We start from the raw sequence: 20,040 nt of genomic DNA on the forward strand, positions 1-20,040 counted from the left end.
ATTGGCAACGCGGCCGCCCGCCCCATACACAGCGCCGCGAAAACACGCTATAGACGCCGCCGAATGGCAAAGATCTCCCTGAAACTCGACGAAATCATCGAAGGCGACGCCTTGCGCCGCGACATGACGGCGCTGACGAGGGCGAGCGCCGGCGACGGCTCCGGCAAGGCCACGCGCACGGCCGTCCTGCAGTTGCTCAAGGGCAGGCTTGGCGAAGGGCGAAAGATTGCCGAGGCCATGCTGAAGGAGGATGGCGGCGGCAATGCCTGCGCCGAGCGGCTGTCGCATCTGATGGATGAGCTGATCCAGGCGCTCTACGATTTCGCCGCCGGCCATGTCTACCGGGTCAAGAACCGCTCGGCCGCCGAGCGCATGGCGGTCGTCGCGGTCGGCGGCTATGGCCGCGGCACGCTGGCGCCGGGCTCCGATATCGATCTGTTGTTCCTGCTTCCCTACAAGCAGACGCCCTGGGGCGAGCAGATCGTCGAATACATGCTCTACATGCTGTGGGACATGGGGCTGAAGGTCGGCCACGCCACCCGCAACATCGAAGAGTGCCTGAGGCTGTCGCGCACCGACATCACCATCCGCACCTCGATCCTGGAGGCGCGCTTCCTGTGGGGCGAGCGCAAGCTCTATGACGAACTGCTCACCCGCTTCGATCATGAGGTGGTGCGCACGACCGGACCGGAGTACGTGCAGGCCAAGCTCGCCGAGCGCGACGAGCGCCATGCCAAGGCGGGCGAAAGCCGCTATCTGGTCGAGCCCAACGTCAAGGACGGCAAGGGCGGCCTGCGCGACCTGCAGACGCTGTTCTGGATCGGCAAATATTTCTATCGCGTCCGCACCGGCGAGGAGCTGGTCGAGAAAGGCGTCTTCACCGAGGCCGAATATCGCGAATTCCAGAAGGCCGAGGATTTTTTGTGGGCGGTACGCTGCCACATGCATTTCCTCACCGGCAAGGCCGAAGAGCGGCTGCATTTCGACATCCAGCGCGAGATCGCCGAGCGGCTGGGCTACACCACGCATCCCGGCCTGTCGGCGGTCGAGCGCTTCATGAAGCACTATTTCCTGGTCGCCAAGGATGTCGGCGACCTGACCCGCATCTTCTGCGCCGCGCTCGAGGAAGAGCAAGCCAAGCACGTCCCCGGCTTCAACCGCATCTTCCTCACCTTCTCGCGGCGCAAGCGCAAGCTTGCCGGCACATCCGACTTCATCGTCGACAACCACCGCATCAACATCGCCGACGACATGGTGTTCGAGCGCGATCCGGTCAACCTGCTCCGCCTGTTCTGGTTCGCCGACAAGCATGGGCTGGAGTTCCATCCCGACGCGCTGAAGCTGCTCACCCGCTCGCTCGGCCTGGTCAACAAGTCGCTCAGGCGCGACGAGGAGGCCAACCGGCTGTTCCTCGACATCCTGACTTCGGACCGCAATGCAGAGCTCAACCTCAGGCGCATGAACGAGGCGGGGCTGCTCGGCAAGCTGATCCCCGACTTCGGCAAGATCGTCGCCATGATGCAGTTCTCGATGTACCACCATTATACGGTGGACGAGCATCTCATCCGCTGCATCGGCGTGCTGGCCGAGATCGAGCGCGGCGACGGCGCCAAGGTGCATCCGCTGGCGCATTCGCTGATGCCGGGGCTGAAGAAGAGCCGCGAGGCGCTCTATGTCGCCGTGCTGCTGCACGACATCGCCAAGGGCCGGCCGGAGGACCATTCGGAGGCCGGCGCCAGGATCGCACGGCGCATCTGCCCGCATATGGGGTTGTCGGCCGCCGACACCGAGACCGTCGCCTGGCTGGTCGAAAACCATCTCGTCATGTCGATGACGGCGCAGACGCGCGACCTCAACGACCGCAAGACGATCGAGGATTTTGCTTCGATCGTGCAGTCGGTCGAACGGCTGAAGCTGCTGCTCGTCCTCACCGTCTGCGACATCAGGGGTGTCGGGCCGGGCGTCTGGAACGGCTGGAAGGGGCAACTGCTGCGCACGCTCTATTTCGAGACCGAGCTGCTTTTGACCGGCGGCTTCTCCGAGGTGTCGCGCGCCGAGCGCACCGCGGCGGCGCGCGAGCGGCTGGCCGAGGCGCTCTCCGCCTGGCCGGCGAAAGAACGCAAGCGCTATGTCGCCCAGCACTACGAGAACTATCTGCTGACCGTCGACCTGCCCGACCAGTTGCGCCACGCCGAATTCATCCGCGAGGCGGACGCCGCCGGCAAGAAGCTCGCCACCATGGTGAAGACCCACGAATTCGAGGCGGTGACCGAAATCACAGTGCTCGCGCAGGACCATCCGCGCCTGCTCTCGGTGATTGCCGGCGCGTGCGCGGGGGCCGGCGGCAACATCGTCGACGCGCAGATCTTCACCACCTCGGACGGGCGCGCGCTTGATACCATCCTGATCTCGAGGGAATTCGACCTCGATGAGGACGAGCGTCGTCGTGCCGAGCGCGTCGGGCGGCTGATCGAGGACGTGCTGTCCGGCAGGAGCTGGCTGCCCGAGATGATCGAGAAGCGCACCAAGCCGAAGCGCGGCGCCAAGGCTTTCCGCATTCCGCCGCGCGCCGAGATCCGCAACACGCTGTCGAACCGCTTTTCCGTCATCGAGATCGAGGGGCTGGACCGGCCGGGCCTGCTTTCCGAGATCACCGGCGCGCTTTCGGACCTTTCGCTCGACATCGCCTCGGCCCACATCACCACCTTCGGCGAAAAGGTCATCGACACCTTCTACGTCACCGACCTCACCGGACAGAAGATCGACAGCCCGACGCGCACGGCCACCATCCACAAACGGCTGATCGACACGCTGGACGGCAATGCGCCCGAACGCAACGGCAAGGCCAAGGCGGCGGCGGCCGAGTGATCATCACCATCCATTTGACGCAATTGCGCAGGCAGTCATCCACCGCATGAGCCTTGTCAAGAAATTCGCCACCGTCGCTTCCGGCACGCTGATGAGCCGCGCGCTGGGTTTCGGCCGCGAGATGCTGATGGCGGCGGCGCTCGGCACCGGGCCGGTCGCCGACGCCTTCAACGCTGCCTTCCAGTTCCCCAACACCTTCCGCCGGCTGTTCGCCGAAGGGGCTTTCAACGCCGCCTTCGTGCCGCTCTTCGCCAAGGAGATCGAGACGCACGGCACCGACGGCGCCAAGCGCTTTTCGGAAGAGGTGTTCGGCGTGCTGTTCTCGGCGCTGCTCGCGCTCACCATCGCCATGGAACTGGCGATGCCGCTGATCGTCCGCTACCTGGTGGCGCCGGGCTTTGCCGACATTCCGGGCAAGTTCGAGACGACCGTCCGGCTGGCGACGATCATGTTCCCGTATCTGATCTGCATGTCGCTCGGCGCCATGATGGCGGGCATGCTGAATTCGCTCCGCCGCTATTTCGCCGCTGCGATCGCGCCCGCTTTCCTCAACATCATCCTGATCAGCGTGCTCGGCTATGCCTGGTATCACGGGCTGGATGCGCATGATGTCGGCTACGGGCTTTCCTGGGGCGTGCTGGCGGCCGGCATCGTGCAGCTCGCCATCGTCTGGGTGGCGGTGCGCCATGCCGGCATCTCGATCGGTTTCCGCCGGCCGCACCTGACGCCGAACGTCAAACGGCTGCTGATCCTGGCGCTGCCGGCGGCGATCACCGGCGGCATCACCCAGATCAACCAGCTTATCGGCACGGCGATCGCCTCGGGGCAGAACAGCGCCGTGTCGTCGCTGGCCTATGCCGACCGCATCTACCAGCTCCCGCTCGGCGTCGTCGGCGTGGCGGTGGCGATCGTGCTGTTGCCGGAGCTGTCGCGGGCGCTGAAGTCGGGCAATCTGATCGAGGCGGCGAACCTGCAGAACCGCTCGGTCGAGTTCACGCTGTTCATGACGCTGCCGGCCGCCGCGGCGCTCTGGGTGATGTCGGAACCGATCGTGCGGCTGGTCTACGAGCGCGGTGCGTTCGCCGCCAACCACTCGACGCCGATCGTCGCCTCGATCCTGGCGATCTTCGGCCTCGGCCTGCCGGCCTTCGTGCTGATCAAGGCCTTCACGCCCGGCTATTTCGCGCGCGAGGACACGCGCACGCCGATGGTCTTCGCCGCCATCTCGGTCGGCGTGAACGTCGCCATCGCGCTGTCCTTGTTCCCCTCGATGGGCGCGCCCGGCATCGCGGTCGCTTCGGCCGTCGCCGGCTGGGTCAATGCGCTGATGCTGCTCGGCATGCTGATCCGGCGCGGCCACTGGGGCCGCGACATACCGCTCTTGAACCGCATTCCAAGGCTCGTCCTGTCCGCTGTGATCATGGCCACGGCGCTCTACTTCGCCGAGCATTATTTTGCCACCCAGCTTGGGCCTGGTTCGCCGCTGGTGGTCAAGGCGACGACCGTGCTTGCGCTGGTCGGCGGCGGCGCGGCGCTCTATTTCATCACCGCTTTCGGCACCGGCGGCGCCGATTTCGGCATGATCCGCAGGAACGTCAAGCGCGGCTCGAAGGCGGAGCCGCCGGTCACGGAACAGTCTCCAGATCCGTGAGTGCCGTCGACAGGCATCAGTCTTCGCCGGACAATTCGTCGTAGACCGAGCGTGGCACCGGTTCGCGTGCCCGCTCGCTCAGCTTGATTCCGAATTCGGCCCGGAGTCGCGCCGCTGTCTCCAGTGGTGTCTCGTGGTCTTGTCGGCGCTTTAGAGCTTTCTCGTCGTTGACGATGACAGGCATCCGCTTCTCACATCAGAATCCTGCAGGACACATCTCACCCCTATCACACACATGTCGATGTCGGCGCTGCCCCTCATTGCCCTGCCGGGCATTTCTCCCCGTAAAAAACGGGGAGAAAGTGGCTGACCGCAATGCCGCTGCTTCTCCTGCCACGTCGGCGTTTGGCAAAACCGTCGATGAAGGCGTCCTTCTCCCCGTCCTTCACGGGGAGAAGATGGCGGCAGCCAGATGAGGGGCGGCGCCAGCCGTTCAAGCCGAGCGACAGGCACGACAAGCGCGATGCCCGGAACAATACGGAAGGGCAATCCGACCAAAGCGACAGCGCCGCCACGATCGCCCGCCCCTCTTGATCCCGCATTCGCCTTCGTCCATAAGCGCGCCGTCGCAAGACTTTCGCCGCGCGCGGTTTCCAGCCGCATGATTGGCTCCAAAAAGTCTGCAACTTTTTGGAATCATGCTTATACGGCCCTCCACAAGCCCTGGGGAATTCATGTCCGCCTTCAAGCCACTCGTCTTTTCGGGCGTCCAGCCGACCGGCAATCTGCATCTCGGCAACTATCTCGGCGCCATCAAGAAATTCGTCGCCCTCCAGGAACAGTCCGACTGCATCTATTGCGTCGTCGACATGCATTCGCTGACGGCGCAGCTCGTCCATCAGGATCTCGGCGACCAGACCCGCTCGATCACCGCGGCGTTCCTCGCCTCCGGCATCGACCCCAAGAAGCACATCGTCTTCAACCAGTCGCGGGTCATCCAGCACGCCGAGCTTGCCTGGATCTTCAACTGCGTGGCGCGCATCGGCTGGATGTACCGCATGACGCAGTTCAAGGACAAAGCCGGCAAGGACCGCGAGAACGCCTCGCTCGGCCTGCTCGCCTATCCGAGCCTGATGGCCGCCGATATCCTGCTCTACCGCGCCACCCACGTGCCGGTGGGCGAGGACCAGAAGCAGCATCTCGAGCTCACCCGCGACATCGCGCAGAAGTTCAACAACGACTTCTCCGAGCGCATCGCGGCGCTTGGCGTCGGGGTCGAGATGCAGGTCGGCGAGGAGACGGTGAACGGCTATTTCCCGATCACCGAACCGGTAATCGGCGGTCCGGCGGCGCGCATCATGAGCCTGCGCGACGGTTCCAAGAAGATGTCGAAGTCGGATCCGTCGGACCTGTCGCGCATCAACCTGACCGACGATGCCGACACCATCTCGAAGAAGATCCGCAAGGCTAAGACCGATCCCGAGGCCTTGCCGAACGAGGTCGACGGGCTGGAAAGCCGGCCCGAAGCCGAAAACCTGGTCGGCATCTATGCCGGCCTCGCCGAAATCTCGAAGGCCGACGTACTGAAGGAATATGGCGGCCGGCAGTTCTCCGTGTTCAAGCCGGCGCTCGCCGACCTTGCGGTGGAGAAGCTCGCGCCGATCGCTTCCGAGATGCGCCGCATAGAGGGCGACCGCGCCTATGTCGATGCCGTGCTCCGGAACGGCGGCGAGCGGGCGCGGGCGATCGCCGAAGGCACGATGAAGACGGTGCGCGACATCATCGGCCTGCTGCAGGACTGACCGGTCCTGCCTTACTGACTTCCATCGCCATGCCGGCTGGCGCTTGCCGCCGGTCCGTGGCGGTGGCAGATTGCGGCCGAATTGATACCGAGCAGACAGACATGGTTTCCAAACGCCTCAGCCGCGAAGCCGGCCATCGCCGCAAGTTCCTGGCGATCATCGACGACACGCCGGAATGCGAGCGCGCCGTCGCCTACGCCTCGAAGCGGGCGCAGAGCACCAATGGCGTGCTGGTGCTGCTCTATGTGATCGAGCCGGATGATTTCCAGCACTGGCTGGGCGTCGAGAAGATCATGCGCGAGGAAGCCAACGCGACCGCGCGCGCGGCCCTCGACACCTACGCCAACAAGGTGCGCCAGAAGGTCGGCATCGAACCCGAACTGACGGTGCGCGAAGGCAAGCCGACAGAAGAGATCCACAAGCTGATCGAGGAAGACCAGGACATAGCCATCCTGGTGCTGGCGGCCGGTGCCGGCAAGGAAGGCCCGGGGCCGCTGGTGAGCGCCGTGGCCGGCCGGGGCGCCGCCTTCCCCATCCCGGTTACCGTGGTGCCGCAGAATCTGTCGGACGAGGAGATCGAGAGCCTGGCCTGAGATGCGTTGTGGGGCCGGCCTGACCTGAATCTCAGCACATCTCATCGTGGGTGACAGAAGCCCACAAAACATCCCGCCAGCCAGCCGTTCGGGCGTCGCGTTTCGCTTGAATGTCCAGCCGATAGAGCCTATTTAGAATTATTCCAAACTATCGGCCCGGGAAGGGCCTGGAGATACCCATGTTCATCCAGACCGAATCGACGCCGAACCCGGCGACGTTGAAGTTCCTGCCCGGCAAGGAAGTGCTGCGCGAAGGCACCGCCGATTTCCGCGACGCGGCAACGGCAGGCGAGGCCTCGCCACTGGCCGGCCGGCTGTTCGAGATCCCCGGCGTCACCGGCGTCTTCTTCGGCTACGATTTCATCACCGTCACCAAGGACGGTCCCGACTGGCAGCACCTGAAGCCGGCGATCCTCGGCGCGATCATGGAGCATTTCATGTCAGGCGCGCCGGTCATGGCGTCGGCGGCTCCGGCGGCTGATGCCGGCCAGGGCGGGGAGTTCTACGACAAGGCCGACGAAGAGCTGGTGCGGACCATAAAGGAATTGCTCGACACGAGGGTGCGCCCGGCGGTCGCGCAGGACGGCGGCGACATCACCTTCCGCGGCTTCGAGAACGGCACCGTGTTCCTGCACATGAAGGGCGCCTGCGCCGGCTGCCCGTCGTCGACGGCGACGCTGAAGCACGGCATCCAGAACCTGCTTCGCCACTTCGTTCCGGAGGTGCAGCAGGTCGAGCAGGTCGCCTGACAATTCCGCTTCGCCGGCCCCGGCGGAGCGAATTCCCTCCTATCCAAGACCTAAAAACAAAAAACCGGGCCCCAACGGCCCGGTTTTCTGTTCTTGGACGTCTTGTTGTTGCCTAGACGGTCCGCGCATGAATGCTTTTGTCCGCGGTCATCGTGATCACAACACGATGACCTTGGCCCCGACCGAGGTGCGGTCGTAGAGATCGATAATGTCCTGGTTCATCAGGCGGATGCAGCCCGACGACATCGCCTTGCCGATCGAGAACCATTCCGGGCTGCCATGCAGGCGGTAGCCCATGTCGCCGCCCTTGTTGAACAGATACATGGCGCGCGCGCCGAGCGGGTTCTTCAGGCCCGGCTCCATGCCGCCGGCGAACTTGGCGAGCTCGGGCTGGCGCCTGATCATCTGCGAAGGCGGCGTCCAGGTCGGCCATTCGCGCTTCAGCGCGATATGGGCGGTGCCGTGCCATTCGAAGCCCTCGCGGCCGACGCCGATGCCATAGCGCATCGCCATGCCGTCACCCTCGATGAAGTAGAGGAACTTGTTCTGGGTGTCGACGATGATGGTGCCCGGCTTCTCCGAGGAGTCGTAGCGCACTTCCTGCCGGTGAAAGCGCGCCGGCACCTTCTCGATCGGGACGCGCGGCAGCTGGTAGCCGGCGTCGGTCATCGCGCCATAGTTGTTGGTGAAGAGCTGCGAGCCGATCGTGCTGCAGCCGCTGACCGCGGCCGAAAGCGCAAGAGCAGCGAGGATTGCAAGTGACTTCAAGCGCATGAATAGGTCCGACGCCCTGCCCAAATATCAGCGGCACGAGTCGGCCGCCTTGTCGCCATCATTCATGCTGGCATTTCTTTTGCTTGCCAAGCGCGAGGTGCCTATATGCAAGGCTTTACCCGCCGGTAAGTGCCGAACTGCGGCATTTCGGCAACAGGGCTGACAGGATTGTGAAGCAAAATCAATGGGGCCGCTCAAGGCCCATCGGAGACCAAGGAGTGCGCCATGAATGTCGGTGATGCCGCCGAGCGTTCCGGACTGCCGGCCAAGACCATACGCTATTATGAGGAGATCGGCCTGATCCGGCCTGCCAGGGCCGAGAACGGCTACCGCGATTATTCCGGCGACGACGTCCACCGGCTGGCTTTCCTGCGCCGGGCGCGCAACCTCGGCTTTTCAATCGACGATTGCAGGCAGCTCATGGCGCTCTATCAGGATCGCGACCGCGCCAGCCACGACGTGCGCGAAATCGCCGCCGCCCATGTGAAGGCAATCGAGGAAAAGGTGCGCGAGCTGCAGTCGATGCGCGCGACGCTGCAGAAGCTGATCCACGCCTGCCATGGTGACGAACGGCCGGAGTGTCCGATTTTGGATGATATGGCGGGAGCGGCCTGAGGCGCCGTGGCCAGAACCTGGACAAGTGTCCCATCCCTGTCTTAGCTCTCTGGCCAGCAACAACTCAGCGGCAGGAGTGCTTCACCGTGAAGGGATACTGGCTCATCGTCGGCACCGAGATTTCGGATCAGGAAGCGCAAGCCGAATACGCCAGGCTGTGGAAGCCTATCGGCGAGAAGTATCAGGCGCGCAGCAATCCCACCAAAGAGCCACCCTTGCTGGTAGAGGCGCGCGATGCCGGCCGGGTGGTTGTCGTCGAATTCCCGTCACTGGAAATGGCCAAGGCCTGCTACGACGACCCGGCCTACGACGAAGCCCGGCGGTTTGCGCTGCGGGCGTCAAACCGTGTCCTTCTCATCTTCGAAGGAGACCTCGGGGGAGCCTGAATGAAGGGCTCTACAGTCGGGCACATACCCGTCTGACAATACTCGCATTCATCCCTGTGACGGGACAGGACCAGTAAATTAAGTTCTAGCGCTCAGTCGTGATTGAGCCTGTGCCCATGGGCACGAAGAAGCAGGTCCATCCGTATCTCTGATACGCCTCGAACTTCATATGTGGCGTGATCGTCCGGTAAAACGTCATCAAACGTTCGCAGATATGGTATCGGTCATCCGGCGCGGTCTGGACTCGCTCGCTTGGGATGAACCATTCCGCTTCCTGCGGTTCATTCATGTAGGTCGGGCGCGGCACCCTGACGTAATACCCATCCTTTGTCGCCCTGACATCACTGGGGTCGATCGGGTGGCAATCCTTGCCCCCACAACAGTCATATCGCATAACAGGGTCAGCCTTGCCTGTGTACCAATCGTGAGCGTCTGCATCGCCAACCAAGGCAAGCCAAACCCATGCGACGTGTCTTCCTCGGTGGTACATGGAAATCCCCTCGCATTTACGCATAACATATTAGTGATATCTAATCTTGGGCCCGAAGTCGCACTGTCGGCCGCATAGGTCCGTCGGGGTCCGTCAACCAGATAAGAAGCGGGTTCAAACCGTGAACAAAATCTGGCATGGTGCTGCCATGCCTATCGTCTCCCCGATTCCCCTCAACCCGCTGATCGACGGCCGCCAGTCGGAGCGCGCCATGCTGGTGCGGCGCGGCGTACAGCGCTTGCTCCGCGAAATGGGCGCGCATGTGCTGCCGGAACTGTCGCTCGCCACCGGGCGCCGCGCCGACCTCGTCGCGCTGACCCGGCAGGGCGACATCTGGATCATCGAGATCAAGTCCTCGATCGAGGATTTCCGCGTCGACCGCAAATGGCCGGACTATCGGCTGCATTCCGACCGCTTCTTCTTCGCCACCCATCCGGGCGTGCCGCAGGAGATCTTTCCGGAGGAATGCGGCTTCATCCTCTCCGACGGCTATGGCGCCGAGATCCTGCGCGATGCGCCGGAGCACCGCATGGCGGCCGCGACGCGCAAGGCGCTGATGCTCAGGATCGCCCGCGCCGGCGCTGCGCGCCTTCTGGCGGCGGAGCTTGCCGGTGTGGCGGTGCCGGCGCTGGACGGCGAGAGCGAGTAGCGCCCAGTTCCTCGCCCCACGCAGTGGGGAGAGGTGGCCCGGCCAAGCCGGGACGGAGAGGGGTCAGCGCGGCGTCTGGGAGTTGTCTCGAAGCCTCTATGAGCTTCGTATCGCGGCTGGTCTTATGCCCTTCTTGCGCCGGGGTTTGGCGTCGCGGAGGGCGTCCCCCGCTCCGTCCCGGCTTCGCCGGGCCACCCCCCCGCCTTCGCGGGGGCGAGGAAAACGGGCGGCGTTGCGGCCTGGCCTACTCCACTTCCTCCTCCTCACCTGCCGCCGGCGCCGTGAGCAGCACGGCGGCGCCGAACAGCGCGGCAATCAGCGAACCCGCGAGGATGCCGACCTTCACCGCGTCCTGAAGCGCTGCGTCACCGGCGAAGGCGAGCAGGCCGATGAACAGGCTCATGGTGAAGCCGATGCCGCACAGAAGCGAAATGCCAAGCATATGCAGCCAGCCGGAATTGACCGGCAGGTCGGCGAGGCCGAGCCGAATGGCGATGGCCGAGGAGCCGAAGACGCCGACCAGCTTGCCGACAACGAGGCCGGCGGCGACGCCCAGCGTCAGCGGCTCGACGAGCGCGGCGACGCTCAGGCCGCCGAGCGAGACGCCGGCATTGGCGAAGCCGAAGATCGGGATGACGATGAAGGGCACGAGCTTGTGCAGGCCATGTTCCAGCCGGTGCAGCGGCGAATGCTCGACATCGTGGCCGATGCCGGGCGAGCGCTCGAGCGGAATGGTGAGCGCCAGCGCCACGCCGGCCAACGTGGCATGCACGCCCGACTTCAGCACCAGCACCCACAGCAGCGCGCCGATCACGAGATAGGGCACGAGATTCATCACGCGCACGCGGTTGAGCGCGATCAGCACGGCGATGGCCGCGAAGGCCGCCGCCAGATAGGCGAGCGACAGGCCGCTGGTATAAAACAAAGCAATGATGATGACGGCGCCGAGATCGTCGATGATGGCCAAGGCGGTGAGGAACACTTTCAGCGACGCCGGCACCCGGCTGCCGAGCAGCGAGAGCACGCCGAGTGCGAAGGCGATGTCGGTGGCGGTCGGGATCGCCCAGCCGGACAGCGCCGCCGGACTGTCGCGGTTGATCAAGACATAGACCAGCGCCGGAACCAGCATGCCGCCGGCGGCGGCGATGCCGGGCAGCACGCGGCGAGGCCAGGTCGAGAGCTGGCCGTCCAGCATCTCGCGCTTGATCTCGAGGCCGACCAGCAGGAAGAACACCGCCATCAGCCCGTCATTGATCCAATGCGAGACGCTGAGCGGTCCGAGATAGCCGTGGAGGACGGCGAAATAGGTTTCGGAGAGCGGCGAGTTGGCGACGATCAGAGCCAGCGCCGCTGCCGCCATCAGGATGATGCCGCCGGCCGCCTCGCCGTCGAGGAATTCACGAAGGATCGATCTCGGCCGCTCGTCGCGCATATCGCCTCCGTCACACGGCCAACGGGCCGGAATCCTGTTGTCGGATGATGCGTAAGCGTCTTTGGCGACGCAAGCGTGTTAACGCGGCGCGCGCTTGGCGAGGATACGCTGCAAGGTGCGGCGATGCATGTTGAGCCGGCGCGCGGTCTCGGAGACGTTGCGGTCGCACATTTCATAGACGCGCTGGATGTGTTCCCAGCGCACGCGGTCGGCCGACATAGGGTTTTCGGGCGGCGCCGCGCGCTCGCCGGCGGTGCGGGTGAGCGCGGCGAAGACGTCGTCGGCGTCGGCCGGCTTCGACAGATAGTCGACGGCGCCGAGCTTCACCGCCGTCACCGCGGTGGCGATGTTGCCATAGCCGGTCAGGATGATGGTGCGGGAATCGTCGCGCTTCTCGCGGATGGCGGCGACCACGTCGAGGCCGTTGCCGTCGCCGAGGCGCATGTCGACCACCGCATAGGCGGGCGGACGGGCGCGCGCCTTGGCGACGGCCTCCTCCACGCTCTCCGCCGTCTCGACCGCGAAGCCCCTGGTTTCCATGGCGCGGGCAAGCCGGGTGAGGAACGGCTTGTCGTCGTCGACGATCAGCAACGAGGTGTCCTCGCCCTCAACCATTGCGCCGGTGGGTTCTTCTGCGCTCATTTCGTCAGCATCCTACTGCCTTACTTTTACGCAGATACAATTCCGCAACAGCATTGTCCAATTTTTACAGCCGGCAACAAAGCTGCCATGCGGCAAACGCAAGGCTCAGGCGTTGTCGAACATGGTCCCCGACAGCTGCTGGGGATTGAGAAAGACGCTGCGCGGCCAGGTGATCTGCACCACCGCGCCCTCGCCGAGCCCGCTCGAATTGCGGAAGTCGAGCGTCGCGCCGGAACGCTCCAGCAAGGTCTTGGCGATGAACAGCCCGAGGCCAAGGCCGCCGCCGGCCTCGGTCCCCTGGCGTGTCGACATATAGGGCTCGCCGATGCGGTCGATGATCTCCGGCGGGAAGCCTGGTCCGTCGTCGGTGATGGAAAAGGAAACCTCGGTCTCATCCCAGTTCCAGCCGATGGTGACGGTCTTCTTGGCGAAGTCGACGGCGTTCTCGACCAGGTTGCCGAGCCCGTAGATGACGCCGGGGCTGCGCTGCCCGACCGGCTCCGGGCCGATGCGCTCGCCGGGACGTAGCCGGATCGAGATGCCGAAATCGCGGTGCGGCGCCGTCACCTCCTCGACCAGCGAGGTCAGCGGCAGGCGCGACAGGTGCGCCTCGCCTTCCGAGGACAGGCTGGTCAGCCGCTTCAGGATCTCGCGGCAACGCTCGCTCTGCGAGCGTAAGAGCTTCACGTCCTCGCCGAATTTCGGATCCTTGCCGAGCGCCTTTTCCATTTCCTTGGCGACGACCGTGATGGTGGCCAGAGGCGTGCCGAGCTCGTGCGCGGCTGCCGCCGCGAGCCCGTCCAGCGCGGAAAGATGCTGCTCGCGCTGCAGCACCAGCTCGGTGGCGGCGAGCGCATTGGCGAGCAGGCGCGCCTCCGCCGCGACGCGGAAAGCGTAGATGGCGGTGAAGGCGATCGAGGCGAACACGGCCATCCACATGCCGGCGACATAAATGAACGGCATCGGCAGCGGCGCATTCTCGTACCAGGGCAGTGGCAGATGGAAGAACACCAGCAGCGTTGCCGCCACGATGACCAGCACGCCGAGCATCGCCGTGAAGCGCAGCGGCAGCGACGCGGCGGAGATGACCACCGGCACGGAGAGCAGGACCGAGAACGGATTGGTCAGGCCGCCGGTCATGTAGAGCAGCCCGGCGAGCTGCAGGCTGTCGAAAGTCAGGATGGCGAAGGCCGCGAGCGGACCCAGCCGGTGCGCCGCCGGATAGCGGAAGGTCAGCCAGAGGTTCATCCAGGCCGAGCAGGCGATGAGCGCGAAGCACATCGAGACCGGCAGCGGGAATTTCAGCCCGTAGGCGACGACGAGCACCGCAATGCTCTGGCCGACGATGGCGAGCCAGCGCAGGCGGATCAGCGTGTTGAGCCGCAGCCGCTGGCTCTGCTGGGAATCGGGCGCGCGCAGAATGTTGATCATGACTTACGATTATAGCCGCAGGAGGGTGAGCGCTAGTAGCGCTGTGAAGGTGACTTACCCGGTTGGCAGCCCGGTGTTTCACCGTTCGTCTCGGTTCAACATCATGAACATTCGGGATTGGCCGAGGCCCCTCGCGACTTCGTCATCCACGGGCGGAGCGATGAGCGTCTGCGCCAATTCTGCGCAAGGCTACGTCCCCCGCGGCTTGGCACGGCTGGTGGCCGCCGCCAGCAGCGGGTTTTCCGGCCAGACATGTTTCGGATAACGGCCGCGCATGTCGGTGCGCACATCCGCCCAGGAGCCGCGCCAGAAGCCGGGGAGGTCGCGCGTCGTCTGGATCGGGCGATGCGCCGGCGACAAGAGTTCGAGCGTCAGCGGCACCGTGCCGCCCGCGATCGCCGGATGGCGGTCGAGGCCGAACAGCTCCTGCACGCGGATGGCCAGCACCGGCCATTCGCCGTCATAGCGGATCGGCACGTGGCTGCCCGAGGGCGCGCCGAAATGGGTCGGCGCCAACGCATCGACCTTGCGCTGCAGGTCGTGCGGAACCAGCGACATCAGTCCCGCCGCGAGCACGCTCGGCTTGATCGCCGCGAAAGAGGCGTCGCCAGCGAGGAAGGGCAGCAACCAGTCGTCGAGGCGGTCGAGCAGCGCCTGGTCCGAGACATCGGGCCAAGGTGCGCCGAGGCCGCGATTGAGCCAGCCCAGCCGCTGGCGCAGCGTCTCTCCCCCCTTGCCCCAGTCGAGCAGTGACAGGCCGTGCTCGCGCAGGGCATCCAGGATGGCGCGATCCGCATCGGCGCCCGAAGGCGCCGGCAGCATGCGCTCGGAAAGCGTGATGGCGCCAAGCCGCGCGATCTCGCGCACGCGCACGGCACGCCGTTCGCGATCGAAGCTGGCTTCTCGTTTCGTCTCGATTCGGTCGGCGAGCGCCGCGCGGAAATCGGCCTCGTCGACGGGCGCGGCGGCGGTGATGCGGGCGTTCTGCGCCTTGCCCTGCAGGTCGGCGACGACCAGCCAGGTCTCGCCGGCCAACGGATCGGCGGCATCGACCGTCGCACCGGAACCATTGGCGAGCACGAAGCGGCCGCGCTCGCCGCGCGCCCTGGCGATGCGATCCGGCCAGGCATGGATGAGGAGAGCGCCGGCGCTACCCTCCCCCTTGTGGGGAAGGTCGAGCCGCGCAGCGGATCGGGGTGGGGTCGGTTCGGGCACGCTACCAGCGACCCCACCCCGTCGATCACGCTGAGCGTCGCTCAGCGCGCTCGCCAACCCTCCCCTCGAGGGGGAGGGTTTGGCCAGGCGCTCGGCGAGCTGTCGGGCAGCGTTGGCGCGCGGGGATTTTTCGGTGCGAAAGCGCATCAGCCGCCGCTCCAGGTCGGCGCTGTCGCCGCCCAGCCCGCGCTCGGTGAGCAGCACGGCAAGCGTCGCCGCTTCGAGCGCCTGCCCAGCCTTTGCCGCTTCCGCCACCATATGCGCCAGCCGCACCGGCAGCGCCAATTTGCGCATCGCCGCGCCCGCTTCGGTCAACCGGCCAGCGTCATCTATGGCGTGCAGCGCCTTAAGCAGAACCCTCGCCTCGTTGAGCGCAGGCGCCGGCGGCGGGTCGAGAAAGGCCAGGCTCGACGGATCGGCGACGCCGAAGGCGGCGCAGTCTAGCAGCAGGCCGGAAAGGTCGGCCTCGAGGATTTCCGGCGGCGTGAAGGCGGGAAGCGCAGCCGTCTGCTCGGCGCGCCACAGCCGGATGGCGACGCCGGGTTGGGTGCGGCCGGCGCGGCCGGCACGCTGGTCGGCGGAAGCCTTGCTGACGCGCACCGTCTCCAGCCTGGTCAGGCCGCTGGCCGGCTCGTAGCGCGGCAGGCGCGACAGGCCGGAATCGATGACGACACGCACGCCGTCGATGGTGATCGAGGTCTCGGCGATCGAGGTCGCCAGCACCACCTTGCGGCGGCCGGCTGGGGCCGGCTTGATCGCGGCGTCCTGCGTTCTGTTGTCGAGCTGACCGTAGAGCGGGACGATATCGGTGTCGGCCGCGACATTGCCCAGAAGCCGTTCGGCCGTGCGCTCGATCTCGCGCTGTCCAGGCAGGAAGGCGAGCACGCTGCCCTGCTCGGTGGCGAGAGTGGAACGGACCGCCTTGGCTATCGCGTCCTCGATGGCCACGCCCGCCGACCGCTCGTCGTAGCGGATCTCGATGGGATAAGCGCGGCCTTCGCTTTCGATCACCGGGGCTCCGGCCAGGAGTTTTGCGACGCGCGCGCCGTCGAGCGTCGCCGACATGACCAGCAGGCGCAGATCGGGCCGCAGCGCGCCCTGGACATCGAGCGCCAGCGCGAGGCCGAAATCGCCGTCGAGCGAGCGCTCGTGGAATTCGTCGAAGATCAGCGCCGAAACGCCCGGCAGTTCCGGATCGTCGAGGATCATGCGGGAGAGCACGCCCTCGGTGACGACAAGGACTTTTGTCCGCGCCGAGGTGCGGTTCTCCATGCGCATCGCATAACCGACGGTGCCGCCAGGCTCCTCGCCGAGCAGCTCGGCCATGCGGCGGGCGGCGGCGCGGGCCGCCAGCCGGCGCGGCTCGAGCAGCACGATCTTGCGGTCCCCTAGCCAAGGCGCGTCGAGCAGGGCCAGCGGCACCAGCGTCGTCTTGCCGGCGCCGGGCGGCGCCACCAGCACGGCGCCGTTGCGCTCGGCGAGCGCGGCGCCCAGCGCCGCCAGCACGGCGGATACCGGGAGTTCCGGCAGCGATCCTGTCTTCATGCCGCCCGCATATCAGCGGCCGTACACGGTACGCAACCAGTCCTGGAATTGCTCAGAGCCTTGTGCGCGTAAAAGGGTTCCAGCGCACGGTGCCCAGCCGCACCTCCTCGCGCACCATGGTGAGAAGGCCGGAGGCGCCAAGCACAGCAAGGCCGACCAGCGTCAGCATGTCGGGATATTCGTGGAAGAACAGCGAGCCCAGGATCACCGCCCAGACAATCTGCGAATAATGCGTCGGCGCGATCCGGTTGGCCGGCGCGTATTTGGCCGCCAGAAGCTGCAGAAGCTGACCGCAGGCGGTGAACGCCCCGGCCATCATCAGCCAGACCAGTTGCTTGGCGTCCGGCACGGTGAACGACGTCGCCGCGGCGCCAAGGCCGTTGAAGACGAGGCCGTAGCCGATCAGCACGCCAAGCATCGTCGTACGCTTTTCCTGCTGCGCCAGCGAGCGCATCAGGATGACGCTGGTGGCGGCGAGGAATGCGATGGCAAAGGCCGCGAGGTGGCCTAGATGCAACTCGCGGAAGCCCGGCCGTACAACCAGCATGACGCCAGCAAAGCCGGCAACCACCGCCAGCCACCGCCAGGGGCCGACCCTCTCCTTCAGGATGACGGTGGAGAGGATGGTGACGAACAGCGGCGCCAGGAAGATCAACGCGTAGACTTCGGCCAGCGGAATGGTGGTGAAGGCATAGACGCTGAGCACGCCCGAAGCGATGCCCGCCCAGGCACGGGCCTGCACGGCCCATGGGCGTTTGGTGCGCCAGAAGTCACGCCAGCGCTCATCGGCGGGACGGGTGAAGAACAGGAAACAGCCGGCAAACAAGGTTACGAAGAAGCCTATCTCGAAGACGGTGAACTGCCCGCCCAGGCTCTTGATGACGGCGTCGCTGCACGAATAGCTTGCATAGGCGATCAGGGCGAGCAGAATTCCGTTCGGCACGTTCCGTTTCCGGGAGAAAAGAGTGAAGATACTGGCGCTGGGGGCGCATCCCGACGACATCGAGATCTTCATGTTCGGTACGATGGCCGCCTATGCCGCGCTAGGCGCAGAGCTCACTTTTGCGATAGCCACGGACGGCGCCAAGGGCGGCAAGGGCGACCCTGCCGCGCTCGCCAAGGCACGACGCGCGGAAGCGATCGCCGCGGCCGGCCTGCTCGGGGTCACGCCGCGCTTCCTCGATTTTCCTGACGGCGCGCTGGTTGTGGACGCCGCGTTGATCGGCACTCTGAAGGCGATGATCGCCGAGATAGAACCCGATCTCGCGATCACCCATGCGCCGAACGACTATCATGGCGACCATCGCGCGCTGTCGGACGGCGTGCGCATCGCGGCGTCCTTCGCCGTGCCGGTGCTGCATGCCGACACGCTCGGCGGCACCGGCTTTGCGCCGACGCACTATGTCGATATTTCCGCGCATTGGAACATCAAGGCGCAAGCGATCCGCGCGCATCGCTCGCAGGATCCGGAGCGGTTCGTCGAGGGCGCGCGCACGCAGAACGAATTCCGTGCCGGCCAATGCAACGGCGCGCACGGCGCCTTGGCCGAAGCCTTCCGGTTCGAGCCAGTCTTCCCGTTCGCCGACATACGCGAATTGCTGCCGCCGGCACCTCCGATCCGGCCGGTGACGGTCAGCACGAAGAGCGCCAAGTAGCCGGCTGACGACGATCCGGTCGGAGCGACCGGCAGTTATTTCCCAACGATTTCAAGCACCGTTTTCATCATGCTGCGGCGCAGCAACGAATTCGCTTGCCTTGTTTAGTAAAAAGAGCATCACTAAACAAATTACTAAACATCGGCAGCGCATTGCGCGTCATGTTTAGCCCCTCGGAGGAGCGAGGGTTGAGGGCTTTTGAAACCGTCATCCGGACGCGTTTCGCAAATGGGAGGTAAGGCATGAAATCGACCTGGAAACTGGCGTTGGGACTAACCTCGGCGGCACTCGCGTCGACAGCCGTCTCGAACGCCGCGCATGCGGAAGACCTGACGCTTTGCTGGGCCGCCTGGGACCCGGCCAACGCGCTCGTGGAGCTGTCCAAGGATTTTACCAAGGAGACCGGCATCGGCATGAAGTTCGAATTCGTGCCGTGGACCAACTATGCCGACCGCTTCCTCAACGAGCTCAACTCGCATGGCAAGCTCTGCGACCTGATCATCGGCGACAGCCAGTGGATCGGCGGCGCCGCCGAGAACGGCCACTACGTCAAGCTGAACGACTTCTTCGACAAGGAGAAGATCAGCATGGACGACTTCGTGCCGGCGACCGTGGTCGGCTATTCCGAATGGCCGAAGAACACGCCGAACTACTGGGCGCTGCCGGCCATGGGCGACGTGGTCGGCTGGACCTACCGCAAGGACTGGTTCTCGCGGCCCGAGCTGCAGAAGGAGTTCAAGGAAAAGTATGGCTGGGACCTCGCCCCGCCGACGACCTTCGACCAGTTGAAGCAGATCGCCGAATTCTTCCAGAAGCGGCAGATCGACGGCAAGACGGTCTACGGCGCCTCGATCTATACCGAACGCGGCTCCGAAGGCATCACCATGGGCGCCATGGACGTGCTCTACAGCTACGGCTTCCAGTATGAGAACCCGAAGAAGCCCTACGAGATGGACGGCTTCGTCAACTCCGAGAAATCGGTGAAGGGACTGGAATTCTACAAGGCGCTCTACGACTGCTGCACGCCTCCTGGTTCCTCCAATGCCTACATGGGCGAAGGCGTCGACGCCTTCAAATCCGGACAGGTGGCGATGCATATGAACTTCGCCTTCACCTGGCCCGGCCTGCAGAAGGACGAGAATGTCGGCGGCGACAAGATCGGTTACTTCGTCAACCCTAAAGGTCCCGACGGCGACCAGTTCGCCCAGCTCGGCGGCCAGGGCATTTCGGTGGTCTCATACTCCGACAAGCAGGAATCGGCCCTGAAATACATCAAGTGGTTCGCCAACAAGGACGTGCAGGCCAAGTGGTGGTCGCTCGGCGGCTATTCCTGCCTGAACTCCGTCGTCAAGGACCCGAAGTTCCCGTCCAGCCAGCCCTATGCGCAGGCCTTCCTCGACTCGATGGCCGTCGTGAAGGACTTCTGGGCCGAGCCGAGCTACGCGCCGCTGCTGCAGGCCTCGCAGAAGCGCTTCCACGACTATGTCGTCGCCGGCCAGGGCTCGGCCAAGGACGCGCTGGACGGTCTCGTCAAGGACTGGACGCAGGTCTTCCAGGACGACGGCAAGATGTAAGGCTCCTCCCGAGCTTGATCGAGGCGTCC

The 20,040-nt window shown here is 65.2% G+C and carries 18 protein-coding genes; 10 read left to right on the forward strand and 8 right to left on the reverse strand.

The window, feature by feature from the left end:
* The first annotated feature begins 63 nt into the window (after positions 1-63).
* Entirely contained in the window at positions 64-2,868 is a 2,805-nt protein-coding gene (locus EJ070_RS06035; protein WP_126090511.1) for a [protein-PII] uridylyltransferase, read from the forward strand.
* A gap of 46 nt (positions 2,869-2,914) precedes the next feature.
* Positions 2,915-4,519, forward strand: a complete 1,605-nt coding sequence (murJ, locus tag EJ070_RS06040; protein WP_126090512.1) for a murein biosynthesis integral membrane protein MurJ — start codon at positions 2,915-2,917, stop codon at positions 4,517-4,519.
* Positions 4,520-4,535: 16 nt separating this feature from the next.
* Here murJ and EJ070_RS36180 read toward each other — a convergent pair whose 3' ends face one another.
* Both EJ070_RS36180 and EJ070_RS06045 read right to left on the reverse strand, forming a co-directional pair.
* Positions 4,536-4,703 (reverse strand): hypothetical protein, encoded by a 168-nt coding sequence (locus EJ070_RS36180; RefSeq protein ID WP_189350403.1) that lies wholly within the window; start codon positions 4,701-4,703, stop codon positions 4,536-4,538.
* A gap of 73 nt (positions 4,704-4,776) precedes the next feature.
* Positions 4,777-5,061 (reverse strand): hypothetical protein, encoded by a 285-nt coding sequence (locus tag EJ070_RS06045; RefSeq protein WP_126090513.1) that lies wholly within the window; start codon positions 5,059-5,061, stop codon positions 4,777-4,779.
* 132 nt (positions 5,062-5,193) lie between these two features.
* Here EJ070_RS06045 and trpS point away from each other — a divergent pair, with 132 nt between their 5' ends.
* The 3 genes from trpS to EJ070_RS06060 all read left to right on the forward strand — a co-directional run bounded on the left by trpS (position 5,194) and on the right by EJ070_RS06060 (position 7,603).
* Entirely contained in the window at positions 5,194-6,261 is a 1,068-nt protein-coding gene (gene trpS / locus EJ070_RS06050; RefSeq protein WP_126090514.1) for a tryptophan--tRNA ligase, read from the forward strand.
* Positions 6,262-6,362: 101 nt separating this feature from the next.
* A complete protein-coding gene (locus EJ070_RS06055; protein WP_126090515.1) occupies positions 6,363-6,854 on the forward strand; it encodes a universal stress protein in 492 nt (163 codons plus the stop codon).
* A 179-nt stretch (positions 6,855-7,033) separates the two neighbouring features.
* Complete coding sequence (locus EJ070_RS06060; protein WP_126090516.1) at positions 7,034-7,603, forward strand: NifU family protein; 570 nt, start codon at positions 7,034-7,036, stop codon at positions 7,601-7,603.
* A 156-nt stretch (positions 7,604-7,759) separates the two neighbouring features.
* On the opposite strand, the gene EJ070_RS06065 is transcribed toward EJ070_RS06060, so the two are convergent.
* Positions 7,760-8,377: a L,D-transpeptidase gene (locus EJ070_RS06065; protein WP_126090517.1), complete on the reverse strand. Its 618-nt coding sequence runs from the start codon at positions 8,375-8,377 to the stop codon at positions 7,760-7,762.
* Between the two features lie 225 nt (positions 8,378-8,602).
* On the opposite strand from EJ070_RS06065, the gene cueR reads away from it, so the two are divergent.
* The 3 genes from cueR to EJ070_RS06080 all read left to right on the forward strand — a co-directional run bounded on the left by cueR (position 8,603) and on the right by EJ070_RS06080 (position 10,517).
* A complete protein-coding gene (cueR, locus tag EJ070_RS06070; RefSeq protein ID WP_126090518.1) occupies positions 8,603-8,992 on the forward strand; it encodes a Cu(I)-responsive transcriptional regulator in 390 nt (129 codons plus the stop codon).
* A gap of 86 nt (positions 8,993-9,078) precedes the next feature.
* A complete protein-coding gene (locus tag EJ070_RS06075) occupies positions 9,079-9,378 on the forward strand; it encodes a DUF1330 domain-containing protein (RefSeq protein WP_126090519.1) in 300 nt (99 codons plus the stop codon).
* A 638-nt stretch (positions 9,379-10,016) separates the two neighbouring features.
* Positions 10,017-10,517, forward strand: a complete 501-nt coding sequence (locus tag EJ070_RS06080; RefSeq protein WP_126090520.1) for an MmcB family DNA repair protein — start codon at positions 10,017-10,019, stop codon at positions 10,515-10,517.
* Positions 10,518-10,761: 244 nt separating this feature from the next.
* Here the strand turns inward: EJ070_RS06080 and nhaA are convergent, their stop codons facing one another.
* The 5 genes from nhaA to EJ070_RS06105 form a co-directional block, all read right to left on the reverse strand.
* Positions 10,762-11,949: a Na+/H+ antiporter NhaA gene (gene nhaA, locus EJ070_RS06085; RefSeq protein ID WP_126090521.1), complete on the reverse strand. Its 1,188-nt coding sequence runs from the start codon at positions 11,947-11,949 to the stop codon at positions 10,762-10,764.
* A 78-nt stretch (positions 11,950-12,027) separates the two neighbouring features.
* Complete coding sequence (locus tag EJ070_RS06090) at positions 12,028-12,591, reverse strand: ActR/PrrA/RegA family redox response regulator transcription factor (RefSeq protein ID WP_040974834.1); 564 nt, start codon at positions 12,589-12,591, stop codon at positions 12,028-12,030.
* Between the two features lie 105 nt (positions 12,592-12,696).
* Complete coding sequence (locus EJ070_RS06095) at positions 12,697-14,022, reverse strand: ActS/PrrB/RegB family redox-sensitive histidine kinase (protein ID WP_126090522.1); 1,326 nt, start codon at positions 14,020-14,022, stop codon at positions 12,697-12,699.
* Positions 14,023-14,211: 189 nt separating this feature from the next.
* Entirely contained in the window at positions 14,212-16,782 is a 2,571-nt protein-coding gene (gene hrpB, locus EJ070_RS06100) for an ATP-dependent helicase HrpB (RefSeq protein ID WP_126090523.1), read from the reverse strand.
* A gap of 52 nt (positions 16,783-16,834) precedes the next feature.
* Positions 16,835-17,725 carry a DMT family transporter gene (locus EJ070_RS06105; protein ID WP_126090524.1) on the reverse strand — a complete coding sequence of 297 codons (891 nt, stop codon included), beginning with the start codon at positions 17,723-17,725 and terminating at the stop codon, positions 16,835-16,837.
* Between the two features lie 22 nt (positions 17,726-17,747).
* Here EJ070_RS06105 and EJ070_RS06110 point away from each other — a divergent pair, with 22 nt between their 5' ends.
* Both EJ070_RS06110 and EJ070_RS06115 read left to right on the forward strand, forming a co-directional pair.
* The gene (locus tag EJ070_RS06110) at positions 17,748-18,437 is read left to right on the forward strand and encodes a PIG-L deacetylase family protein (protein WP_126090525.1); all 690 of its coding nucleotides are present in this window, start codon (positions 17,748-17,750) and stop codon (positions 18,435-18,437) included.
* Positions 18,438-18,679: 242 nt separating this feature from the next.
* Positions 18,680-20,011 (forward strand): ABC transporter substrate-binding protein, encoded by a 1,332-nt coding sequence (locus EJ070_RS06115; protein WP_126090526.1) that lies wholly within the window; start codon positions 18,680-18,682, stop codon positions 20,009-20,011.
* Positions 20,012-20,040: the final 29 nt, after the last annotated feature.

The organism is Mesorhizobium sp. M1E.F.Ca.ET.045.02.1.1, from assembly GCF_003952485.1.
In the GTDB taxonomy this organism is placed as follows: domain Bacteria; phylum Pseudomonadota; class Alphaproteobacteria; order Rhizobiales; family Rhizobiaceae; genus Mesorhizobium.